The organism is Piscinibacterium candidicorallinum (genome assembly GCF_047549485.1).
Lineage (GTDB): Bacteria > Pseudomonadota > Gammaproteobacteria > Burkholderiales > Burkholderiaceae_C > Piscinibacterium > Piscinibacterium candidicorallinum.
The window spans coordinates 3,480,984-3,503,365 of record NZ_CP180191.1 but is presented as its reverse complement, the minus strand read 5'-3'; the positions used below and the strand labels follow the sequence as shown (position 1 = coordinate 3,503,365).

Sequence of the window (22,382 nt, the reverse complement as noted above, 5' to 3'; positions counted from 1 at the left end):
AAGGCGCGGGCTGCTTGGGAAGCAAAGTGGAGGCGGTTCATTGCGGTGTGTGGTTCGGCTGCGCACCCTGACCAGCAATCCAGTCCGCGGCGGCAACGAGATCGGAGACTATCGCATCGCACAAACCGGCGTCAAACGCGCGGCTGACCGGTTCGCCCTCGCTATAGCCGTAGGGCACCAGCAGCACGGCCATGCCCGCGGCACGCCCGGCCTGCGCGTCGTTGGCGGAGTCGCCGATCACCACGCATTCCGCCGCGTCCAGATTCAGGTGCTGCGCAGCGTGTTCAAACGGATCGGGGTGGGGCTTGGCGCGCGCAGTGTCGCCACCGGCCACCAGCAGCTCGAAGTGCCTTGCGAGGCCGGTACGCGCCAGCAGCGGCTGCGCAAAGTCGCGCGGCTTGTTGGTGACGCAGGCCAGGCGCAGGCCTTGTACATGCAGCGACGCGAGGCCATCAAGCACGCCGGGATACATCTGCGCCTGCGTGCCGTTGATGCGCTCGTAGTGCCGCTTGAAGGCTGCGAGGCCCTGTGCGTGAGCGGCATCGTCGGCCAGGCCGTCGTGCGAGTCGGTCAGTGCGCGGTGCACCAGCACGGCCGCGCCCTTGCCCACAAAGCTCGCAATGCGCGCCACGTCCAGCGCGGCGAGACCCAGGTCCTGGCGCATGGCGTTCACCGCCCCTGCCAGTTCGCCGGCGGTGTCCAGCAGGGTGCCGTCAAGGTCGATCAGCGCGGCGCGCAGAGAGCAGGGTCTGGGCATGGGGCGGGCTTGTGCGAGGCTGCAAATGAGGCAAGCCGATGATAAGTTTTGCGCTGCAGGGCCGCCGAAGCGGCTCTTGGGAGCACGTGCATGTGGACGGTGAGGAGCGCGCGCCTCTGGCGTGCCTGGTGGCTAGGCTGGAGCGTGCTGCTGGCGGCAGGATGGGCCAACGCATGCGAGCGCTCAGTGCGCTGGAACCCTGATCCGCCATTCACGCAGATCGATGCGCGGGGCGAGGTTGTCGGCATCGACGCCGATATCGTGCGGGAGGCGCTCAAGCGCATGGGGTGCACCGTGCGCTGGGTTCAGCTGCCATGGGCCCGTGCCCTGCTCGAGCTGGAGGCTGGGCGCCTGGACGTCCTGCCCGGTGCGTTCAAGCGGCCTGAGCGCGAGGAATACGCCTGGTTCTCCGACCCGCGCCCCACGCCACGCAATGTGCTCTACGCCAGCCGGGAGGCGCGGGCCAAATGGCCACTCAAGCAGATCGATGAGCTCCCGAGGGTCGGCTTTCGGCTGGGCGTGCAGATCAATGTGGCCTATGGACACGCCTACGACGAGCTGCTCAAGGACGAAGCCTACGCGCGGAGCATCACGCGCCAGAGCAATCGCCTGAACCTCTGGCAGATGGTGGCCAACGGCCGCCTGGACGGCGTGATTGCCAGCGAGGACACCGCTGCCATCGAGCTGGCCGAGCTGAAGCTGGATGCTCGCATCCTGCCCACGCGCATCGTGGTGTCTGAAGAAGCGGCCCGCTTCGCCTTTGGCAAGCGCGCGGTGGAGGAGTCCTTCGTGAGGCAGTTCAACCAGGTCATGGCGCAGATGCGCCGCGAAGGCCTGATCCAAAGGATCCAGCGGCGCTACCTCTCACCGACGCACTGACCCGGGTGACCCCACTCAGCCCAGCGCCGTGCGGAACTTCTCGAAGACTGTCTTGTAGCCGCCATCGGCATCGCGCGCACCGAAGACGGCGCTGCCCGCCACAAAGGTGTCTGCACCGGCATCGGCCACGCGGCGGATGTTGTCCACCTTCACCCCACCATCCACTTCCAGCCAGATCGGCTGGCCGCCCGCGGCGGTGTGGGCGTCGATCTTCTTCTTCACTGCCGTGATCTTGGGCAGCACGGCCTCGATGAAGCTCTGGCCGCCGAAGCCGGGGTTCACGCTCATCATGAGCACGATGTCGAGCTTGCCCATCACGTAGTCCATGTATTCCAGCGATGTGGCCGGGTTGAAGACCAGTCCAGCCTTGCAGCCGTGTTCGCGGATCAGGCTCAGCGTACGGTCCACATGGCGGCTGGCTTCCGGGTGGAAGGTGATGATGTTCGCGCCGGCCTTGGCGAACATCGGGATCAGCGCATCCACGGGTTCAACCATCAGGTGCACGTCGATGGGAATGGTGACGTGCGGGCGGATCGCCTCGCAGACCAGCGGCCCCACGGTCAGGTTGGGCACGTAGTGGTTGTCCATCACGTCGAAGTGGATCAGATCCGCGCCTGCGGCTTGCACGGCGCGCACCTCCTCGCCCAGGCGGGCAAAGTCGGCAGACAGGATGGAAGGGGCGATGCGAAAGCTCATGGGTGTGCGAGGTGGGGTGACCGGGCCGATCGCGAGCGGATCAGCTGAATGGAAACACTATTTTAGGAGGGCGGCTTCGGGTTGCCCGAGCAGGCGCTCGCGCTGCTGCGGCCAGGCGGTGGCCCAGGCCTCGAACTGGTCGGCGGGCAGCGGGCGACTCACGAAGTAGCCCTGTGCCAGATCACAGCCGAGACCGCGCAGCACCTGCCAGATCGCAAGGTTTTCCACGCCCTCGGCGACGACTTCGAGGCCCAGGGTGTGGGCCAGATCGATCGTTGAGCGGACGATCTTGTGATCGCCGTCCTCGCGGTCCAGATGCATCACGAAGGAGCGATCAATCTTCAGCTCCTTGACTGGCAGGCGCTTCAGATAGGCCAGCGAGCTGTAGCCTGTGCCGAAGTCGTCGATCGACAGCGGCAAGCCCATGGCATGCAGGCGAGCCAGCACGCTTTCGGCGCGCTGCGGGTCATCCATGATCGCGCTCTCGGTGATCTCGAGCTTGAGTGCCTCCGGCGGTACTGCAAAGCGTGCCAGCCGTTCGCCGATCTTGTCCGGCAGCTCCAGATCCATGAGGTCACGCGTCGAAAGGTTCACAGCGAGGCTCAGCGCATGGCCCTGCGCGGCCAGCTGCGGGCTGATGCGCAGGATCTCGTCGATCACCCACAGGGTCAGGTGGCGGATGAAGCCGGTCTGCTCGGCAAAGGGGATGAAGTCCAGCGGCGGAACCATGCCGCGTGTCGGGTGCTGCCAGCGCAGCAGGGCCTCCGCGCCCACCAGCTCGCCGGAGCCCAGTGCAATCTTGGGCTGAAGAAACACACGCAACTCGCCCGCGCCAATGGCGCGCTGCAGGTCCGACAGCAAGGACAGGGTCTGGCTGCTGCCGGAATCCAGTTGCTCGTGATAGACCATCACGCCGGAGCTGCCTCGCTTGGCGGCGTACATCGCCACTTCTGCGCGGGCAAGAAGCTCGTCGACCTCGCGTGCGTGGCCAGGATAGTGGGCGATGCCGACGCTCGCACGCAGGTCCACGCTTTGCTCGCCCAGCTGCATCGGCCGTTCGAAGGCGCTCGCTATCTCTGCGGCCATGGGCTCACCCAGCTCGGCCTCGGGCAGCAGCAGCGCGAATTCGTCACCCGAAAGACGTGCCATCGGAAACCCTCGCGCGCCGATCACCGCACCAAGCCGCTCGCCCACTTCACGCAGCAGCTGATCGCCCGTGGCGTAGCCCAGCAGATCGTTGATGTGCTTGAAGCGGTCGAGATCGAGAAGCAGGATCGCGGCGGTGCGCGTGCTGGCAGCTGCCGTTGCCTCGGGCGCCGACTGCTCGCGCTGCGCGAGCGCGGCTGACACCGCCTCGCGAAATTGCGCGCGATTGGGCAGACCGGTCAGGCTGTCCCAGTAGGCGAGGCGGGTGACTTCCTTGCGCTGCGCGTCGATGCTGGTACGCATGTGCTCAAAAGTCTGCGCCAGCTCGCCGATCTCGTCGCGTGTGGTCACCGGCACAGGGTGCTCGAAGTCGCCGGCCGCCAGGCGCTGCGCCGCGCCGGACAACTCCCGGATCGGTGTGGTGATGCGGCGCGCCGCCCAGAGACCGCCGGCAGCCAGCGCCACCGTGCCCAGCAGGCCGATGACCAGGAGTGTCCACTGCAGGCTGCGATAGGGCGCCACGGCTTCGTCCACTGAGCGCAGCAACAGGGCGCGCAGGGGCGCCTCGTTGTCGGCGTCCAGGGGCGCCACGCGCATGCCGTAGGCCTGACCAGCGATCAGCACGCTGCTCGCCGAGCCCGGGCGCATGGACGCGGGGCCGCCCAATGCGGCGCTGGTCAGCGGCGCCAGGCTGCTGGCGGTAGTCAGCCAATCGGCAGATGCCGAGGCGCGGGTCTGCAGAGCGATCTGCAGACCCGACAAGCGCTGCATATCACGCACCAGGCCTTCATCGACGCGGAAGCCCATCACCACCCAGGCAATCACCAGCGGTGCACGCATCGGCACCATCACGAGCTGGTGGATGCGTCCGTCAATCGCAACCAGGCCGCCGGCCACACCGTCGCCCACCGTGCTGGACTGTGCCCGCTGTGCAAGCTCCTGCAGGGCTGGCATGACGGCGTCCTCGGGTGGGCTGGCCGCGGCCTGAAGGGCGAAGTCGGTATCCAGCAGCAGGGCATGGGTGGCACCGATCCGGCGACCATGATTACCCAGCGCCGAGGCAATCGTCTCCAGATCGCGGCTGCCCACGGCGGAACGGAATCCGTAGTCCGCCACCAGCAGTCCGGCCCCGTCGCGCAGGCGCTGGCCGTTCTGTTCGAGCAGGCGCTGAAAGAGTCTCTCGCCCAGGGCCAGCTCCTGCTGGATCGACTGCCGCGCGTTTCGGTCGATGCTGGCGCGCAGGCTCAGCAGGCCGAGCGCCTGCACAACCACCAGCAGCGCGACCGAGGCGACCACCAGCCGCGTGGACAGGCGCCGTTGCAGGCGATCGCGCCAGCGCTGCAGCCAGGATGCGGGCGCGTCCGTCATGGATCAGTAGGGCAATTGCACGCTGAGAGCCGGCCCGCCAGCGGCCACCGTCACCCGCTGCCGCATCGGAGGGCGATTGGTGGGTGCGCGAGGGTGCCAGACCTGAAGCTCGTAATCCCCAGGCGGGACCGCCGCAATCTGTGCGCTGCCTTGCGCCGTCTTGGCAAACCAGGGCGTGTCGACCACATTGATCCAGGCCACCATGTGGTCATGGATGTTGCAGCCCAGAACCACCACACCGGGCTTGTCGAAGATCACCGGCTCCGCGGGCGTGCCGACGTACAGCTTGATCTCGAAGTTCTTGGCGGGTGAAAAGGAGTAGACGTGATGACGTACGGTGTCACGGTTGGGGAATTGGACGGCTGTGCCGGTCTGCACCACGGTCACGCTGGGCACGAACTGCTTGTCTTTCTGTTCGATCTGCGCGCTGGCCCCGGGCCGTGCCCGCTGCGGGCCGCGAATCGGGATGAGCGCAGACACCGCATCGTCCACCGGGCGCCCCTTGGCGTCAGTGACGTTGACGCTCACCGTTGCAGCGGCCTGAGTCGGTCCGTGGGGCAGCAGAGCACCGATCAACAGCAGAAGACACAGCAGGCGTCGTGTCATGGGGTTCTGTTCCAGGAAGAGCGGAAGAGCTTCAGGGTTCGATAGCCAGACTCAGGACAGCGCCGGAACGCGCGATCGCGCCGACAGCCCGCGCCTGGCCAGAAGTCAGATCAACGCGGTACAGCGTCTGGCGCTGCCCGGCAGGCGCCGCCAGAAGATAGGCGGCGTTGTCGATGTCGGCAATGTCAAAGCTCACCAGCCCTAGGGGGGCATACAGGCCCAGCGTGCCGACCGTAAAGAGCTGCCCGGTGCTGGGCGAGACGGTCGGCTCGCGGCCTTCAACGGAGCCCTGCGTCACCAGGCTGGCGCTGCATGCGTCGATGGCGTAGTTGGTGGTGAGCTTCTCGTCGCGCTTGTTGTAGGTGTACCCGGCGCCTTGAATGCAGGGTACGCGCCCGGACTGGGTATCACCCGAGGCATAGGCCAGCTGCGGATCTACGGCCACGGCCACGCCGGTGTCCGGGTGGCCGCGCAGATTCTGCCCGCCGCGGTTCACGATGCGGATGCGATCCACCGCCGGGTTGAAGTCGATGTCGGCGTCGTTCGCTTCAAACGGCTGACCCAGCGGCTGGGGCAGGGCGGTGCTCCGTCCGCTGACGGGGTCGATCACGTGCAGACGCCCTTGATTGGACAGGCCGTACAGCAGCCCGCGAGCGACGCGAAAGTCGATGGCTCGCAGCTGTTCGTCGGGCGCCAGACCCTGCACGCGCACCCGCGCCATCACGCGTGAGGGCGCGCGCGATTCCACCTTGATGAGCTGCTGGTCCTGCGTCAAGAGCCACAGCACATGGCTGCGTGCCTTGGCGGGAGCGGGCTCGGGCAGCGCATCTGTACCCGCGTGGCTGCTCAGGCTGCAGACGGCAAGACTCACGGCAATCAGGGGGCCGGCGAAGAAAGCGCGGCGGGGCGGGCAAATGCGCAGCATGTTCATGGGGGTCGACTTGGCGATGCGGGGTGGGCTGCGGTGGGAGATCACGCAGCTTGGCACAGCGGCGGGTGTGCCTTGCGCGGGAGTGTGCGGCGCGCGGGCGCCGGCTGATCGCAGGATTTACCCGGAACGATCCGTGCAATTCGCGCTCCAAGCCGGCTGCGCGGAAGTGCCGCGGGTACCATGCGGCTCTTCCTGCGCTCCTGCGGCCGCGGCGCCGCGCACCCTGACACGAGGCACGCATCGTGGCCCAGCCCAAGAAGTACGAAGTCTCCGTGGTGGTCCACCCGGAGTATCTGCCTGAGCAGAGCAATCCTGCGGCACAGCGCTATCTGTTCGCCTACACGGTCACCATCACCAATACCGGGCAGGTGGCTGCGCAGATCATCTCGCGGCACTGGATCATCACGGACGCCAGCGGCCACGTCGATGAAATGAAGGGCCTGGCGGTGGTGGGGCACCAGCCGCTGCTCAAGCCGGGCGAAAGCTTCGAATACACCAGCGGCTGCCCGCTCACCACGCCGCAGGGCAGCATGCGCGGCAGCTTCTTCTGTGTGGCCGAGGACGGCGAGCGCTTCGAGGCGCCGATTGCCGAATTTGCCCTGACCCTGCCGCGCACCCTGCACTGAGGCCGGCCCGCGCGCAATGGCCGCGCTACTTCTTGCCCTTCATCGTCCACCACATGATGAAGCAGATCAGGAACAGCGCCAGCAACATCTCAAGAATGATCAACCACATGGGCGCTGCCCTGTCTTTCCGAGTTTGAATGTCGATGCGCTTGGAGTGTATTGAGACGACTTCGTTCCGGCGCGGCCTGGGTGCAGTCCTGGGCGTACTGGGTCTGGCGAGCTGCGGTGTGCTGCCGGTCAATCAGGGCGCGCCCGTCGCGCCCGTGGAGCCCGCGCCCATTCACGGCGAGCCGCCCGCCGCACCTGCGCCCATCGCAGACCCGGCCACCGGCATCCCCAGCGGTGCGCGCCTGTTCAAGGTGGGCATGGACACCCTGCCCGGCTTTGCGGAGGACAAGCTCACGGACGCCTGGCCCGGCTTTCTGCGCGGCTGCGAGCGGCTGGCCACGCAAGCCACGCCCGCGGCCACCGCCTGGCGCGAGCCATGCAACGCCGCGCGTGCTTTGCCGGTGGAAGAAGCCGCGCTGCGCGAGTTTCTGCTGCGCCGCTTCGATGCCTACGCTGTCTTCACGCAGGACAGCAAAAACGAGGGCCTGCTCACCGGCTATTACGAGCCTATCCTGCGCGCCAGCCTGACACGCCGCCCGCCCTTTGTGGTGCCGTTGTACGGCCCGCCGGACGATCTCGTCAGCCGCGAGCAGCCGGCCACGGCCGGCAACCCGGCGGCGCGCATCCGCGGGCGCATGGTCAACGGCCAGTTGCAGCCCTACTTCACCCGCGCCGAACTCACCCCCGCTGGCGCCCCGGTGCACGCGAGCTTGCGCGGCAAGGAGATCGCGTGGGTGGAAGACCCGGTGGATGCGTTCTTTCTGCAGGTTCAGGGCTCGGGCAAGCTCCTGCTGCAGGACCCTGGCCCCAATCAGGGCAAGTTGGTGCGCATCGGCTTTGCCGACATGAATGGCCACCCGTACAAGTCGATCGGCCGGGTGCTGATCGAGCGTGGCGAACTCACGCGCGACAACGCCACGGCTCAGAGCATCAAGCAGTGGGTGCGCAGCAACCCGCGCGCAGGCCAGGCGCTGATCAACGAGAACCCGAGCTTCATCTTCTTCCGGCTGATGCCGGGCACCGTGGACGCGAGCGTGGGCCCGATCGGCTCGCTGAACGTGCCTCTGACCGAGAAGCGCTCGGTGGCCATCGACCCGCGCTTCATCCCGCTGGGCAGCCTGGTCTGGATGAGCGCGATGCACTGGGGCCGCCCGATCAACCAGCTCGCGCTCGCGCAGGACACCGGCAGCGCCATCAAGGGCGAGGTGCGGGCGGACTACTTCTGGGGTGCAGGGGATGCCGCCGGCGAGGAGGCGGGTCGCACACGCTCGGTACTGCGCCTCTGGCTCATTTGGCCGAAATAGAAGTAATTCCCATCCGCCGGTTTGCCACCTTCCGCAAGAAGGATGCGGATTCTGGAAACTTTCGGTTCACCAAAATTCATGGCCGAAAATGAACTGAGTGAGCGCCGATGCAGCGCTCCGGCCGGTCGGCTTGGGCGCGCAGCGCGCAGCCGCGCGCCGCATCGGCTCAGTTCCTGACGCTGGTCAGGCGCTTTTCCAGCGCATCCGCGGGCATGAAGCCCGGCTGGCGGGTGCCGTCGGTGAAGAAGATCGCCGGTGTGCCATTGATGCGCAGGCGACGCGCCAGTGCCTGGGTTTCCGCGATGCTGTCGTCGCAGTCCTTCTTGGCGGCGGCCGGCGCCACGCCGCGCAGCATCCAGTCGTCATAGGCCTTCTGGCGATTGGCCGAGCACCAGACGTTGCGCGACTTCACGCCCGAGTCTTCCGACAGGATCGGCAGCAGGAAGGTGTAGACCGTGATGTCGTTCATCTGCTCGAAGCTCTCGCGCATGCGCTTGCAGAAGCCGCAGTACGGATCTTCGAAGACGATCATCTGGCGCTTGCCGTTGCCCTTGGTCATTTTCAGCGCGTGCTTCAGTGAATCCTGCGACCAGAGCACCGTGCGCATGGCGCGGTCGGCTTCGGCCTGCAGGCCTTCGGAGCGCTCGCGCGAGAGGTTGCGGCCGTTGGACAGGTCAATCACCGAGCCCTGGAACACGTAGCGGCCGGTCTCGTCGATATACAGGATGTCTGCCCCGGCGCGGACTTCGTACAGGTCGGCATAGGGCGTCCGGGTGATGGCGTCGATCTTCACGCCCTGCCCAAGCTTGCCATCCAGCGCCTTGCGGATCGCGGCGTCCGCCGCCGGCGGCACCGGGCCGGCGGTTTGTGCCAGCGCAGGCAGCGCGGTGGCCAGCGCGAACCCGGCAACCAGAAAGGGGCGAGAAATCAGGCGGAGCAGCGAATTCGACATGGGGCGGGAGTCTCCGGGGCTGGCTCGATGTGCGCGAGCGGTGCGTGATGAGGGGTGCGGCCGGCGCGCCGCGAGAGCGGTGTGGAATCCAGGCCTCTAGGCCAACGCCGCGCGTACAAGTCGCGATTTTAGGACGTGGCTGTAGCCCAGAAGGTTCATTGCACCTGCCGCCCATCGGCCCCAGGGGCGCGTTGAGTGAAACAGGGTTGCGAGCTGGTCGGTCAGCAGCTGCATGCCGGCCACGCGCTCCGCATGGGCGCGTACGGCCCGGGCCAGCACGCGGGCGTCGCCACAGTCGCGAAAGGGTTCGCGCTCAGCCAGTGCCTTGTGCAGCGCCATCACGCCATGCAGACCAAGGTTCAGGCCCTGACCCGCCAGCGGATGCACGCCGTGCGCCGCATCGCCGATCAGCAGCACCCGGCCATTCGCAGGCTGGGGCACCTTGGCCAGCGCCAGTTCAAAGCCGGCCAGTGCAGACACGCGAGTCAGTTCAAAGCCTGCGGCGCGAACGCGCTCAGCCAGCGCGGCGTGCAGCGCGGCATGGCCCGTCTCGTCGGCCAGCCAGCGTTCGGCCTGCGCGCTGGGCATGGACCAGACCATGGACAGGGCATGGCCTGTACGGTCCTCCGCGGCGCTGCGTGTATCTGCGCTCGGTGGCAGCGGCAGCAGGGCCAGCACATCATCGGCGCCAAACCACTGCCAGGCACCGCCATGGTGTGGCCGATTGCTGCCGAAGTGCGCCACCACGCCGGTCTGCCCGTAGGGTGTGCGCGTGAAGGGAATGCCGGCCAGGTCACGGATGCGCGAGTGTTTTCCGTCCGCGCCAAGCAGCAGGCGCGCGCGCAGGGTCTGGCTTGCTCCGTCGGCATCGACACCCAGTTCCACCAAGTCGTCGCCCTCGGCGTGCTTGAGTGTGCTGACGCTGCCGCGTATCCAGCGCACCCGTGCGCTCACTTGCAGGGCCGTGCGCAAGGCGCGCGCGAGCAGCGCTTCCTCCATGACCACGGCCAACTCGGTGCTGCCGACCTCGTAGGCCGAGAGCAGCAGGCCTCTGGGTGGCTCGCCGGCCGCCACATGCATCTCGGCAATCGGCTGGGTGCGGCTTGTGTCCAGCAGCGGAGCCAGCCCCAGATCCGCCAGCCAGGCCAGCACCTTCGGCGCCATGGCATACACGCGCAGATCCCACGCGGTGGGCGGCGGCACGGCGCCGGTGCCGGGCAGCGCCGCCGGGTCGATCAGCGCAATCGACAGGGGTTTGCCGGGCAGTCGCGAGATCGCCAGCGCGGCCGCCAGCCCGGCAACACCGCCGCCGGCAATCACGACATCAAGGGTTTCGGACGGGGCGTTGGGCATGGGCTGGGGTGCGTCGCACCCGCTTTACTGGTCAGGGGCGCGAGGGTGCTGGGAACACAAAGCGTCAGCTTAGGCCAAGGCCCGGGCGCTGCGCCTGCGGGCCGCTGCCGCAGCCCCTGTGCTATAGTTTCGGGCTCTGTTGGGCGCATCCGCTTGGGTGTACACAGCACGGCTTGGTAGCTCAGTTGGTAGAGCAGCGGATTGAAAATCCGCGTGTCGGTGGTTCGATTCCGCCCCAAGCCACCAGAATTCATTTGCAAACGAAACGTTTGCACAAACCAAAACGGCAACCTGTATGGGTTGCCGTTTTGCATTTAGGCGCCCCATTTCGCGATTCGCCATCGGCTTGTCCATGCATACATTGCATCGCGGCGGCGCCTGTCGGGACCCTGTCGGCGGCGTCTGTGCAGCCTCGTCCAGAGGGAAAACAGCTGATGCGCGCTTATCGATGACCTATACCGCAATCTGGTGATGCTGCGTCGCCGCGCAGCCGCAAGTCCTAAACAATCGTTAAACAGGGCGCAATCAATTGCGAATCATGACAGCATTCGCAGTTGCGAGCCGTATACGCATCGGACATCTTGTTGCGCTCCTGCGGCCGCAGCCAGAACACGTTGGGGATCTTCAGGTATGCGCATCGCAGTCATCGACGATGACAGCGCCCAGGTGGACCTCGTCCGCCAGGTGCTCGAGTCTGCCGGGCACACGGTCCAGGGCTACAGCAACGGCTCGAAATTCTTGCGGGAACAGCATCGCGACAGTTTTGACCTGATCGTCCTCGATTGGCATCTGCCGGACATTGAAGGCCCGGACTTGATGCGCCGCCTGCGCGAGGATCGCCGCGTGCCGGTGCTTTTCGTCACTGCCCGCGCTGACGAGTCCGACATCGTCACCGCGCTGGACGCCGGCGCCGATGACTACATGATCAAGCCCCTGCGCAGCGCGGAGCTGCTGGCCCGTGTCAGTGCCCTCCTGCGCCGCACCTACAACGGCACCCTGCGCGATCAGCGCATCTTCAGCTACGGCAGCTACGTCTTCGATACCGCCTCTCAATCGCTTTGCGTGAGCGGTGAGGCCGTCACGCTGACGCAGAAGGAGTTCGAACTGGCGCTGCTGCTGTTCCGCAATCTTGGGCGCCCCCTGTCGCGTGCCCACATCATGGATCAGGTCTGGGGCCGTGGCGACGACATCCCGACGCGCACCATGGATACTCACATCTCCCGCATCCGCACGCGTCTGCATTTGCGCCCTGAACATGGTTTTCGGCTTTCCCCTCTTTACGGCTACGGCTATCGGCTCGAACGGGTCGAGGAATTCGCCACCGCGCCCGCCCCGGGCTGATCGATCGATGCGCGCGTTGATCGCGGCGCTGTGCACGGCCGGCTTCTTGCCGGCCGTTGTTCTTTCTCAGCCCACCGCATCGGGCAACGCGCCGCCCGCCGCCCAGAAGGCCTCCAGCGCCAAGCCTGCAATCCGCAGCGCCAAGTCGCCAGCGCGCCCCAGGCTTGCACCCACCGCGCCTTCGGCGCTGCCCGGCGAAGTGCTGGTCACGCCGCGCGCCGGTGAGTCGCTCAAGGAACTGGTCATTCGCGTCATGCAGGATGCGGGCGATCTCGAGCATGTCGCCCGCCTGAATCGCCTGTCCACCGCAGTGAGCTCGTTCGAGCCAGGCACGCGGATCCGCGTGCCGCTTGATCGCATGCGGACCGTGCCGGAGACTGCAGTGGTGCTCAGCACAGGGGCGGGCGTTCAGCGCCTGGGCGCTGCCGGGGCAGCTGTGGAGCTTCAAGCAGGCGCGGTGCTGAGCGAGGGCACGCGTCTGCGTTCGCCCGCGGGTGCGGGGGCGCTGCTGCGCCTGCCCGATGAATCGCGCCTGCAGCTGCCTCCAGCCAGCGAACTCACCCTCACACGCATGCAGCGTGTGATTGATACGGAGGTCTTCCGCATCGAGGTGGAGCTCGGCGACGGGGGTGCCGAGGCCCAGGTGCGCAAGGACCGTGCCGCGGGCAGTCTGTTCAATGTACGTACCCGCTATGCAGTCAGCGGCGTGCGTGGCACCACCTTCCGCGTGAGCCAGCTTGCCGCGGCCAGCGGCACCGAGGTGATCGAGGGCGGCGTGGCGCTGGCCGGGCGGGCGGGCGCGGTCGAAGTCCCCGGCGGTGCAGGCTCCGTGGTGGATGAGCGCGGCCAGCCCAGCGCGCCCGTGGCTCTGCTGCCGGCGCCGCAGTTTGCGCAGCCCTTGCCGCGCTACGAGACCCTGAGCTTTGCCGTGCGTCTGCCGCCCGTTGCGGGGGCCGTGGCCTATCGCGCGCGCCTGGTACAGGCAGCCAGCGGCGGCGTGCCTCTGCCACGCGCCCAGGTCGTAACGCGCGAACCGGTCGCGGTGTTCGATGGCCTGCCCGATGGGGACTACACGCTCGTCGTGCGTGGCATCGACGCGCGCGGCCTCGAGGGCTTCGAAGCCAGTGCCCCGCTCACGCTCAAGGCGCGTCCGGTGCCGCCCATCAAGCAGGCACCCGCGGCAGATGCAGAGCATTTCGGCGGTCCGGTGCAGGCCCGCTTTACCGAGCCGGCCGGCGTGAGCCGCTTCCGCGCCCAGCTGGTGCGGATCGAGGGCGAGCGCCGCGTTCCGGTGACCGAGACGACCCTGGCAAGCCCGCAATGGCCGATCGGCGATCTGCCGGCTGGGCGATACGAGTGGCGCCTGGGCAGCATCGCCGGTACGCCAAGCGCGCCGGATTTCGGCCCCTGGGGTGAGTGGACGGCTTTTGCGGTTGTGGCCGCGCCGCCCGCGGCCAGCGTGGGGCCGGATACCGACGAGACCCTGCGCCTGAGCTGGGGCGGCGACGCGCAGGTGCGCTATGTCGTCGAGCTGGCCGAGGACGAGCGCTTTGCCCGCGGCCTGCGCCGCAGCGAGGTGCAGGGCACGCGCCTGGCCCTGCCGCGGCCGACCAACGGCACCTACTTCGTGCGTGTGCGCCGTGCGGTGGAGGGTGCAGCCTGGTCGCCGGCGCAGCGCTTTGTGCTCGAGCGGCCCGTGCTGACGGGCACCGGCGTGCCGCTGTCCACCGGCGACGGTCAGCGCGTGGACACCCGCTGAGGGCGAGCGGCCCGTGCGCGAGAGCCTCACCCCGGCGGCGTTGATCCGTCGCACGCGCCTGGAGTGGCTGGGCAGCGTGGCGCTCATGTGCCTGGTCGCACTCTGGCTCGGCGGGGCGTTCCAGCTGCTGGCCGATCGAGCCGGTCTGGCGGCGCAGCCCGCTGCCGATGGCGAGCGCGGCGCGCTGCGCTGGTCCTGGCCGATCTACGACAGCTACATGCGACTGCAGGCAGCGCTGGGCGCGGCACCGCAGCACGGCGGTGTGATCGTGGAGATCGATGCGCGCAGTCTTGAACTGCACGGCCGCTGGCCCTGGCCGCGTGCCGCCCAGGCGCAGCTCGTGCAGAGCCTCCTGGACGCTCAGCCCGCGCGGCTCGCGCTCGACATCATCTACAGCGAGGCCGAGACCACCGATGGCGGCGCCGGCGATCTGCGTCTGGCCGAGGCCTTCGAGCGCGCGAGGCGCCGCGAGACGCCCGTCATCCTGCCGATGGTGCGCGAGCAGGTGGGCAGCGAACGCACCAAGTGGCAGCGGCCCATCCTCGCCTTGCGCGTTCCCGGTGTGAGCACCGGGCACATCCAGGTTGCGCTGGATGAGGACGGCGTGGTGCGCCGCGTGTATCTGCTGGAAGGCTTCGTCGGCGATCCGCCGCAGCCCTATCTGGGCGCGGTGCTCGCGGGCGCCGTGCCGCCGCTGCCCGACACGGCCGGCGAAGGTCTGTGGTGGCGCGGCGAGATGCGGCGCGTGCGCTTCTTTGCGCAGGCTCCCGGCTGGGAGGTGATCTCGGCCCACGAAGTGCTGGCTGGCCGGGTGGATCTGGCGCGCCTGCGCGGTCGCCCGGTGGTGGTGGGCCTGACCGGCGCCGGCCTGTCCGATGCCTACCCCACGCCGGGGCAGGCCGGCGCGCGCGAGGACGGCCTTACCCCGGGCGTGCATGTGCTGGCGCAGATTGCCGCCAATGTGCAGGCCGAGGCCGCCGGAGCACGGCGCAACGCGCCGATCACGCAGGCCGGCTGGCTGCCTTCGCTGCTGATCAATCTGCTTGTGCCTGTGGTGCTGATGTTGGGCATGCGGCGCCTGAGCCCGCGCGGCGGTCTGCTGCTCAGCGCCGGCGTGGCGCTGGCCGTGGTGCTGGCAGGCTTTGCGGCGTTCACCTGGGCCGGCTGGTGGCTGCCGCCGCTGGGTCTGCTGGTGGCCTGCGCCATGGCCTGGCCGCTATGGAGCTGGCGGCGCCTGGAGGCGGCGCTCTCGGTGGTGGATACCGAAAGCCAGCGCCTGCGCAGCGAAGCCACGCCGCTCGCTGCCGAGACGCAGATCCTCACGAACGCGCTGGACAGCCTCGATGCGCGCCTGTCCCTGCTGATGCAGCGCAGCCTGCAGGCGCGTGACCTGCGCGGCTTCCTCTCCCAGGCCATCGACGAGTTGCCGGATGCCGCCTGGGTCGTGGATGGCAGCGGTCGCACGCTCATGCACAACCGGGATGCGCAGCAACTCGCCGCCACGCTGGGTCTGGCCAGCGTGGTACCCAGCGCCCTGGCCGCGGGTCTCGTGCAGGTCGCCTGGGCGGATGTCAGCCCGCATCTGGAGCCGGTGCTGACCGAACGGCAAGTCAGCCTGCTGAGCAGCGGCGGCTTCGAGTGGCGGCTGTTGCACACCGCGGGCGATCGCCCCTGGCTGCAGGACGGTGTGAGTGCGCGCCTGCCTGATGAGCAGTCGGTGCTGGTCAAGGCCGCTCCCCTGGCTGATGCCCTGGGCCGCTGGCAGGTCTTCATCATCATGGTGCTGGACCTGAGCGTGACGCGCGAGCTCGAAGCCCAGCGCGAGCAGGCCCTGCGCTTTCTTTCGCACGACATCCGCGCGCCACAGGCCTCGATCCTCGCACTGCTGCAGACCGAAGGTGAACGTCTGCCCGATGACTTGCGCGAACGGCTGCGCCGCAACGCTGCCAGCACCCTGGCGCTGGCCGATGGCTTCGTGCAGCTGGCCCGCGCCCAGGCGCGCGAGAGCTATCACTTCGAGGCCCTCAATCTGAGTCATGTCGTGCATGAGGCCATCGACGAGCAGTGGTCGGCCGCGCGCGCGGCGCGGCTGCGCATCGCGTTCGAGGAGACCGAACCCGAGGCGTGGATCGAGGGCGATCGCGCCATGCTTTGGCGCGCCGTCGGCAACTTTCTGTCCAATGCCATCAAGCACACGCCGCCGGGCGGCGTGATCGAGGTGACCGTGCAGCGTGAGCGACCGCCCAACGACCGCGAGCAGATCACGCTGGCAGTGACCGACAGCGGCCCGGGCATGAGCGCCGAGGAATGCGCGCGCCTGTTCATGCCCTTCAGCCAGCTCGAAGGCCCCGAGCGCCGCCGCGGCACGGGCCTGGGCCTGGCCTTCGTGCGCGTGGTGGCGGACCGGCACCGCGCCCGCGCCGGCGTGGACTCGCAGCCGGGGCAGGGCGCGCGGTTCTGGATGCGATTTGTGGCTGCAAGCCCGGAAGATTCGGCGCAAACGCCGGAAAACGCGGCGGATTTGTCCTGAATCGTGGCTATTTGCCGCCTTGAGGGGTAAAACGCCCCAAACGGGAGTGCGGGAATCCGCCGCGCCGGTGCGCAGAGGGCGCCCGAGCTGCGGAAACTAAAATTACACACATGGAATTGGTCTCGGTGGGTCTGAATCACCGCACGGCGCCGCTGGCGCTGCGCGAGCGCTTGGCCTTTCCGGAACCAACGCTGCCGGACACCCTGGCGCATCTGAAGAACCAGTTCGCCGACAAGCCCCAGGTGCTCAGCGAGGTGGCGGTGCTCTCCACCTGCAACCGCACCGAGCTGTATTGCGCCACGGCATCGCACGGCCTGCTGGTGCCCCAGCTCACCGACTGGCTGGCCAAGGTGGGCGGCGTGGGGGCAGGGGATCTGACGACCCATCTCTATCGCCACCGCGCTGATGAATCCGCCCGCCATGCGTTCCGTGTGGCCAGCGGGCTGGATTCCATGGTGCTCGGCGAGCCGCAGATCCTCGGCCAGATGAAGGACGCCGCCCGCGCCGCGCAGGACGCCGGCAGCATGGGGTTGCTGCTTCATCAATTGTTCCAGCGCACCTTCAAGGTGGCCAAGGAGGTGCGGAGCTCCACCGAGATCGGCGCGCATTCGGTCAGCATGGCGGCCGCGACGGTGCGGCTTGCGCAGCGCATCTTTGGCGAAATCTCCGGCAGCCGCGTGCTGCTGGTAGGCGCCGGCGAGATGATCGAGCTGGTGGCCGCGCACATCGCCGCTCAGCGGCCGCGCCTGCTCACGGTGGCCAACCGCACGGCGGATCGCGCCCAGAAACTGGCCGAGCGCCACGCCGCCGACAGCATCGCCCTGCGCGATCTGCCGGACCAACTGCCGAACTATGACATCGTGGTCAGCTGCACGGCGGCCAGCCTGCCGATCATCGGCCTGGGCATGGTGGCGCGCGCCATCAAGGCGCGCAAGCGCCGGCCAATCATGATGGTCGACCTGGCCGTCCCGCGCGACATCGAGCCCGAAGTGGCCGAACTGTCTGATGTCTATCTGTATACGGTGGACGACCTCGCCGCCGTGGTGGCCGAGGGGCGCGATGCCCGCGCCGCCAGCGTGCAGCAGGCCGAGACCATCATCGACACGCGCGTGCGGGAATTCAACGACTGGATTGCCGCGCGCCGCGCCCTGCCGCATCTGCACGCGCTGAAGAACGACACCGAAGCCCTGCGCCGCGACGAGCTCGCTCGCGCCCGCAAGGCTCTGGCCCGTGGCGAAGACATCGACGCCGTGCTGGAACAACTGTCTCGCGGCATCAGCAACAAGCTGCTGCACGGGCCGATGCACCTGATCTCCAGCGGCAAGCACGATGAAGCCACCGTGCGCATGCTGGCCAACCTGCATCAACGCAGCGCGACCGAGTCCTCGGCCGCCGATCCGCACGCGCACCAGCGCGGCGACCACAGCGACAGCCACCACTCCTAGCGCGCTTTCGCGTTGCTGAGCGCGCAGCCGCCTGCTGCGCCCTATGGGTCGCCTGCCCGCCCGATCCGCCCGCTGCCTGGTCGCGCACGGATCGCCCCTTCAGAATCTCACGCCATGAAACCCGCCCTGCTTGACCGCCTGCTGCAGATGCAGCACCGCATCACGGAACTCGACGCCCTGCTGTCTTCGCCCGAGGCCACGGCCGACATCAAGCGCTACCGCGAATGGACGCGTGACCACGCCGAAATCACGCCCGTGGTCGAGTGTTTCAAGCGCTGGCAGCAGGCCCAGGCCGATCTTGAAGCCGCCAAGGAGATGGCCACCGACCCGGAGATGAAGGAGTTTGCCGCGGACGAAGCCGCCGCCGCCGAGGCCGCGATCGAGGCGGCCGACGCCGAGCTGCAGATCCTTTTATTGCCCCGCGACCCCGACGACGATCGCGACCTGCTGCTGGAAATCCGCGCCGGTACGGGCGGCGATGAGAGCGCGCTGTTCGCCGGCGACCTGCTGCGCATGTACAGCCGCTATGCCGAGCGGCAGCGCTGGCAGGTGGAGATCATGAGCGAGAGCCCGTCCGAGCTGGGCGGCTACAAGGAAGTGATCGTGCGCATTGCCGGGCCTGGCGCCTACGCCCACCTGAAGTTCGAGAGCGGCGGCCACCGCGTGCAGCGCGTGCCGGCCACCGAGAGCCAGGGCCGCATCCACACCAGCGCCTGCACCGTGGCCGTGATGCCCGAGGCCGACGACCTGGGCGACGTGGACATCCGCCCGGAAGATCTGCGCATCGATGTGTTCCGCGCCAGCGGCGCCGGCGGCCAGCACGTCAACAAGACCGAGAGCGCCGTGCGCATCGTGCACCTGCCCACCGGCATCGTGGCCGAATGCCAGGACGGCCGCAGCCAGCACAGCAACAAGGACAAGGCGATGAAGGTGCTCGTCACCCGCATCCGCGACATGCGGCAGCGCGAGGCGCAGGCCAAGGAGGCGGCCGAGCGCAAGGGGCTGATCGGCTCGGGCGACCGCTCCGACCGCATCCGCACCTACAACTTCCCGCAGGGTCGCGTGACCGACCACCGCATCAACCTCACGCTCTACAAGCTGGACTTCGTGATGGAGGGGCAGTTGGATGAGCTGGTGGCCGGCCTGCGGCAGGCCCATCAGGCCGAGCAGCTGGCGGCGCTGGCGAGCTGATTTTCAAACAAAGATTGATTAACGGGTCCTTTCGATTATTAATTTCAATCAATGGTTGAATATCGCCATGGGCCACTTTCCGCATACAGCAAGTGGATCTCGGCGTATTTGGCGGTCAGTTTTGGCTCGCGCATCTCACGAATTGAGCTGCTGAGTAGCGGGCGGCGTCCGGCGCTCGCTGCCGGTCCGGCGCGCTCCGAGAGCAACCGCTTGTCGGCCGCAGCGAACCGCCCAGATTCGTCACCCGCGTGCTCCGGATGCGTCAGAAAGCGTCAGGCCGGCGTCGATTTTTAGGCAAAAACCCGCGCTGGCGGCTTGGCACGCGTCTCGCTCAATGCACATCAACATGATGTTGCCTGACACCCTCGATCGAGCCATGACCAACGTGCGCCAATGGCGAGCCCTCGCGCGGGCCTATGGCGTCGATGCCTTCGATACCACTGCGCTGCTCACGCATGCCCTCAAGTGCAATCGCGCGTGGCTCATTGCGCACGACAACGACCCGCTCACCCACGAGCAGCACGCCACCATCGAAGGCCTGATGCGCGAGCGTGCTGCCGGCACGCCCGTGGCCTATCTGGTGGGCGAGCGCGAGTTCTACGGCATGACCATCCGCGTCACGCCCGCCGTGCTGATCCCGCGCCCGGAAACCGAGCTGCTGGTGGACTTTGCCTTGAAGCGCCTGCCGCGCCCGGCCGCCGGCCGCCGCGTGCTGGACCTGTGTACCGGCAGCGGCTGCGTGGCCGCCGCCATCGCTGCCGAGCGGCCCGCTGCCTGGGTGTTCGCCAGTGATGTCTCCGAAGCCGCCGCCGCCGTGGCGCGCGGCAACGCCCTGCGCATGGAGCTGAACGTGGACGTGCGCGTGGGCGATCTGTTCGCACCCTGGGGCAGCGATCAATTCGATGTGATTGTGGCCAACCCGCCCTACATCGCCGCGGCCGACGAGCACCTGCAGCAAGGCGACCTGCGCTTCGAACCGCGCATCGCCCTGACCGACAGCGCCGACGGCCTGCAGATCATCCAGCGCATCGTCCAGGGCGCGCCGCAGCATCTCGCTGCGGGCGGCTGGATCGCCATCGAGCACGGCTATGACCAGGCCGCCGCTGTGCGCGAGCTGCTCGCCCAGCGCGGCTTCGACAAGATCGCCAGCGAACGCGACCTCGCCGGCATCGAGCGCATCTCAGTCGGCCGCTGGGCCAGCGGCAACTAGCCGGGCGCAGTCAAACAGTTCACCTCCAGGGGAGGCCGAGGCGGGTCGGTTCGGGGGAGCCACCCGCCTCAACTTTTTGGGCGCTCGCGTTGATCTTGGCGCTTCGCACCTTGATGACCGAGTTGCTGCGCAGCTTGATGAAGCCGCCCGATGCGGCATGACTTCAAGCGTGCGCCAGTGAGGGGTCATGTCGCCGCAGGTGGCGTCATCAAGCGCGTAGCGCGAGATCCTGGAGGCGCGCCAGCGCCGAAGTCATGCGCAGCCACCTATAATCCCGACAGTTTCAGTCAACCAAGCGCGGCCCCAGGGCGGGCCGCGGTGCATGAGGTGATCCGCATGAGCAACGACGTTCAGACTTTCATCGACAAGACCGTCAAGGAGAACCCGGTCGTGCTGTTCATGAAAGGCACGGCGCAGTTTCCCCAGTGCGGCTTCTCCGGCCGCGCGGTGCAGCTGCTCAAGCAGGCGGGCGCGCAGGGCATCGTGACGGTGAACGTGCTGGAGGACGATGAAGTCCGCCAGGGCATCAAGGAATACAGCAACTGGCCGACGATTCCGCAGCTGTATGTGAAGGGCGAGTTCGTGGGCGGCAGCGACATCATGGCGGAGATGTTCGCCAGCGGTGAGCTGCAGAAGCTGCTGACGAGCTGAGCACCACCGCGCGGCTTGCGCGCCGTGGTTTGCGCGGGCGCCGCCGACTGAAGAACCGCATGGACGGCCGATTCGATCAGAATCGGCCTTTTTCTTCGGAGGCACTGAATCGCCGAAGATCCGCGCTGGATATGCGGAAAACGGGTTGGTGTCTTAAGCAAAATAAGTTGTTATCGGTCATTCAAGATTCAATCGACCGAAACCTAGGGCCGCGCAGCCGCTGAAAATCTCGCGCCGCGCATCGGCGTTCAATCGCCACCACCACCACACCCTCCGCCGTCGCCGCCGCTGTCCCCTCCGCCGTCACTGCTGCCATCGCCGCCCCCTTCGGCGCAGGCGATGCCGCAGCCGCCACCGCTGCTGCCGGTGCCGTAGACGGTGGTGTCGCCCGACCGCGCGGCTTGGCGCTCGGCAAAGCGCCGCTGCAGGCCGGGCAGATTGGGCGCGAAGGGTGCGTCGATGCCCAGACGTGCATCGAGCGTGAACAGGCGCATCACCGGGCCGTTGGACGCGTGCGCCAGCGGCAGGTGTTGGCCCCAGGCCCAGGTGTTGTAGAGCGCCTCGAAGGCCTCGGTCGATCCGTTGGCAAAGCCGGTGTGGTGCAGCATGCCGCCGAAGGCCGCCTGGCAGAACTCGGCGTAGGCGCGGGTTTCGAGGATGAACGCGTGCCAGGCTTCGTCCACTGCGCGCGAAGGCATGCCGAGCACGAAGCCGCGCTTCACTGCGCCTGAGCGCTGGATCAACCGGAAGTAGCTGCGCAGGCCGGCCTGCACTTCGTCCAGCTCGGCTGGTGAGCAGCCGGGCAGGGCGCGCCGCAATTGGCGCAGCGCGGGGTCGGGCAGTTGCAGGTCGGTGATGGCGTCTTCGGCGCGGCGCTTTGCGCGCTGGTGGCGCCAGCCGAGCAGGGCCGCTGAACCCACCACGGTGCCGATGACACCGCCGATCAAGAGAGATGTACCCATCGCTTTGTCTCCTTTCGTCTCGTTGGACGCTTGTTGTTGGGGAGCTTCTTGTTGCGTTCAGGATGAGCGCGGCACATGACAGCCGCGTGAATCTTCCCACCGCGCGGCGGCATAAGCACATTCAGTTTCAGGGTGCGCGCGCAGCGGCGGCGTGCATTGCGCCGAGGCAGGTGGGCTGAGCTGATCTGCGCCGCGCCGGCGGCTTGCCCGCGCGGCACTGCGCTCAGTGCGCGCTCAGAAGTCCGCGCCGGGCCAGTCCGGCCCGATGCGCCGCTTGGGGCCGGGCTTGCCGCGCGGGTTGATCGTCAGTGCCTGCTGATTGGCCACGCGCGCCTTGACGGCCAAGGCCATCGCGCCGCGCTTGCCGAAGTCAGCCACCGCAAAGGGTTTGAGCTCCTTACGGCCGTCGGCATAGACGATCTCTGCAGCAAACGCGACCAGTTGCCCGTCTTCCTCGATGCGTCGCACCCCCGGGAAGACGCTGCGCCCGGCGGTCGGGTCCGGCTCCTCGTCCGCCGGGTTGACCACGGGCGGCGGAGCATCGAGCGGTGCGGGCGGTTGGACCAT

General features: G+C 67.8%; 19 protein-coding genes and 1 tRNA gene. 11 read left to right on the top strand and 9 right to left on the bottom strand.

Features of this window, described 5'->3' with window-relative positions:
* Nucleotides 1-37: 37 nt before the first annotated feature.
* A complete protein-coding gene (gph, locus tag ACMDW7_RS15800) occupies nt 38-757 on the bottom strand; it encodes a phosphoglycolate phosphatase (protein ID WP_377302737.1) in 720 nt (239 codons plus the stop codon).
* 90 nt (nt 758-847) lie between these two features.
* Here gph and ACMDW7_RS15795 point away from each other — a divergent pair, with 90 nt between their 5' ends.
* Nucleotides 848-1,636 carry a substrate-binding periplasmic protein gene (locus ACMDW7_RS15795; protein ID WP_377302739.1) on the top strand — a complete coding sequence of 263 codons (789 nt, stop codon included), beginning with the start codon at nt 848-850 and terminating at the stop codon, nt 1,634-1,636.
* Nucleotides 1,637-1,651: 15 nt separating this feature from the next.
* On the opposite strand, the gene rpe is transcribed toward ACMDW7_RS15795, so the two are convergent.
* The 4 genes from rpe to ACMDW7_RS15775 are packed head-to-tail and all read right to left on the bottom strand — an operon-like array spanning nt 1,652 to nt 6,383.
* Nucleotides 1,652-2,332, bottom strand: a complete 681-nt coding sequence (gene rpe / locus ACMDW7_RS15790) for a ribulose-phosphate 3-epimerase (RefSeq protein WP_377302741.1) — start codon at nt 2,330-2,332, stop codon at nt 1,652-1,654.
* A gap of 57 nt (nt 2,333-2,389) precedes the next feature.
* Nucleotides 2,390-4,846 (bottom strand): putative bifunctional diguanylate cyclase/phosphodiesterase, encoded by a 2,457-nt coding sequence (locus tag ACMDW7_RS15785; RefSeq protein ID WP_377302743.1) that lies wholly within the window; start codon nt 4,844-4,846, stop codon nt 2,390-2,392.
* Between the two features lie 3 nt (nt 4,847-4,849).
* Nucleotides 4,850-5,452: a methylamine utilization protein gene (locus ACMDW7_RS15780; RefSeq protein WP_377302745.1), complete on the bottom strand. Its 603-nt coding sequence runs from the start codon at nt 5,450-5,452 to the stop codon at nt 4,850-4,852.
* 31 nt (nt 5,453-5,483) lie between these two features.
* Complete coding sequence (locus ACMDW7_RS15775) at nt 5,484-6,383, bottom strand: DUF4394 domain-containing protein (protein ID WP_377302747.1); 900 nt, start codon at nt 6,381-6,383, stop codon at nt 5,484-5,486.
* Between the two features lie 242 nt (nt 6,384-6,625).
* Here ACMDW7_RS15775 and apaG point away from each other — a divergent pair, with 242 nt between their 5' ends.
* Nucleotides 6,626-7,009 carry a Co2+/Mg2+ efflux protein ApaG gene (apaG, locus tag ACMDW7_RS15770; protein WP_377302749.1) on the top strand — a complete coding sequence of 128 codons (384 nt, stop codon included), beginning with the start codon at nt 6,626-6,628 and terminating at the stop codon, nt 7,007-7,009.
* 137 nt (nt 7,010-7,146) lie between these two features.
* Nucleotides 7,147-8,421 carry a murein transglycosylase A gene (locus ACMDW7_RS15765; RefSeq protein WP_377302751.1) on the top strand — a complete coding sequence of 425 codons (1,275 nt, stop codon included), beginning with the start codon at nt 7,147-7,149 and terminating at the stop codon, nt 8,419-8,421.
* Between the two features lie 166 nt (nt 8,422-8,587).
* Here the strand turns inward: ACMDW7_RS15765 and ACMDW7_RS15760 are convergent, their stop codons facing one another.
* Both ACMDW7_RS15760 and ACMDW7_RS15755 read right to left on the bottom strand, forming a co-directional pair.
* Complete coding sequence (locus tag ACMDW7_RS15760; RefSeq protein ID WP_377302753.1) at nt 8,588-9,373, bottom strand: DsbC family protein; 786 nt, start codon at nt 9,371-9,373, stop codon at nt 8,588-8,590.
* 96 nt (nt 9,374-9,469) lie between these two features.
* Nucleotides 9,470-10,726, bottom strand: a complete 1,257-nt coding sequence (locus ACMDW7_RS15755; RefSeq protein ID WP_377302755.1) for an FAD-dependent monooxygenase — start codon at nt 10,724-10,726, stop codon at nt 9,470-9,472.
* A gap of 170 nt (nt 10,727-10,896) precedes the next feature.
* Between ACMDW7_RS15755 and ACMDW7_RS15750 the strand changes: the two genes are divergently transcribed.
* The 8 genes from ACMDW7_RS15750 (at nt 10,897) to grxD (ending at nt 20,853) form a co-directional block, all read left to right on the top strand.
* Nucleotides 10,897-10,972, top strand: a tRNA-Phe gene (locus ACMDW7_RS15750).
* A gap of 384 nt (nt 10,973-11,356) precedes the next feature.
* Complete coding sequence (locus tag ACMDW7_RS15745; protein ID WP_377302757.1) at nt 11,357-12,067, top strand: response regulator transcription factor; 711 nt, start codon at nt 11,357-11,359, stop codon at nt 12,065-12,067.
* A 7-nt stretch (nt 12,068-12,074) separates the two neighbouring features.
* Entirely contained in the window at nt 12,075-13,826 is a 1,752-nt protein-coding gene (locus tag ACMDW7_RS15740) for a FecR domain-containing protein (protein ID WP_377302759.1), read from the top strand.
* Nucleotides 13,827-13,839: 13 nt separating this feature from the next.
* The gene (locus ACMDW7_RS15735; RefSeq protein ID WP_377302761.1) at nt 13,840-16,356 is read left to right on the top strand and encodes a CHASE2 domain-containing protein; all 2,517 of its coding nucleotides are present in this window, start codon (nt 13,840-13,842) and stop codon (nt 16,354-16,356) included.
* A gap of 110 nt (nt 16,357-16,466) precedes the next feature.
* Nucleotides 16,467-17,801: a glutamyl-tRNA reductase gene (gene hemA / locus ACMDW7_RS15730; protein WP_377302763.1), complete on the top strand. Its 1,335-nt coding sequence runs from the start codon at nt 16,467-16,469 to the stop codon at nt 17,799-17,801.
* 114 nt (nt 17,802-17,915) lie between these two features.
* Entirely contained in the window at nt 17,916-18,992 is a 1,077-nt protein-coding gene (prfA, locus tag ACMDW7_RS15725) for a peptide chain release factor 1 (protein WP_377302765.1), read from the top strand.
* A gap of 346 nt (nt 18,993-19,338) precedes the next feature.
* Nucleotides 19,339-20,202 (top strand): peptide chain release factor N(5)-glutamine methyltransferase, encoded by an 864-nt coding sequence (prmC, locus tag ACMDW7_RS15720; RefSeq protein WP_377302767.1) that lies wholly within the window; start codon nt 19,339-19,341, stop codon nt 20,200-20,202.
* Between the two features lie 336 nt (nt 20,203-20,538).
* Nucleotides 20,539-20,853, top strand: a complete 315-nt coding sequence (gene grxD, locus ACMDW7_RS15715; protein WP_377302769.1) for a Grx4 family monothiol glutaredoxin — start codon at nt 20,539-20,541, stop codon at nt 20,851-20,853.
* A 248-nt stretch (nt 20,854-21,101) separates the two neighbouring features.
* On the opposite strand, the gene ACMDW7_RS15710 is transcribed toward grxD, so the two are convergent.
* Nucleotides 21,102-21,815 (bottom strand): glycine-rich domain-containing protein, encoded by a 714-nt coding sequence (locus tag ACMDW7_RS15710; protein WP_377302771.1) that lies wholly within the window; start codon nt 21,813-21,815, stop codon nt 21,102-21,104.
* Between the two features lie 234 nt (nt 21,816-22,049).
* Nucleotides 22,050-22,382 carry a hypothetical protein gene (locus ACMDW7_RS15705; protein WP_377302773.1) on the bottom strand — a complete coding sequence of 111 codons (333 nt, stop codon included), beginning with the start codon at nt 22,380-22,382 and terminating at the stop codon, nt 22,050-22,052.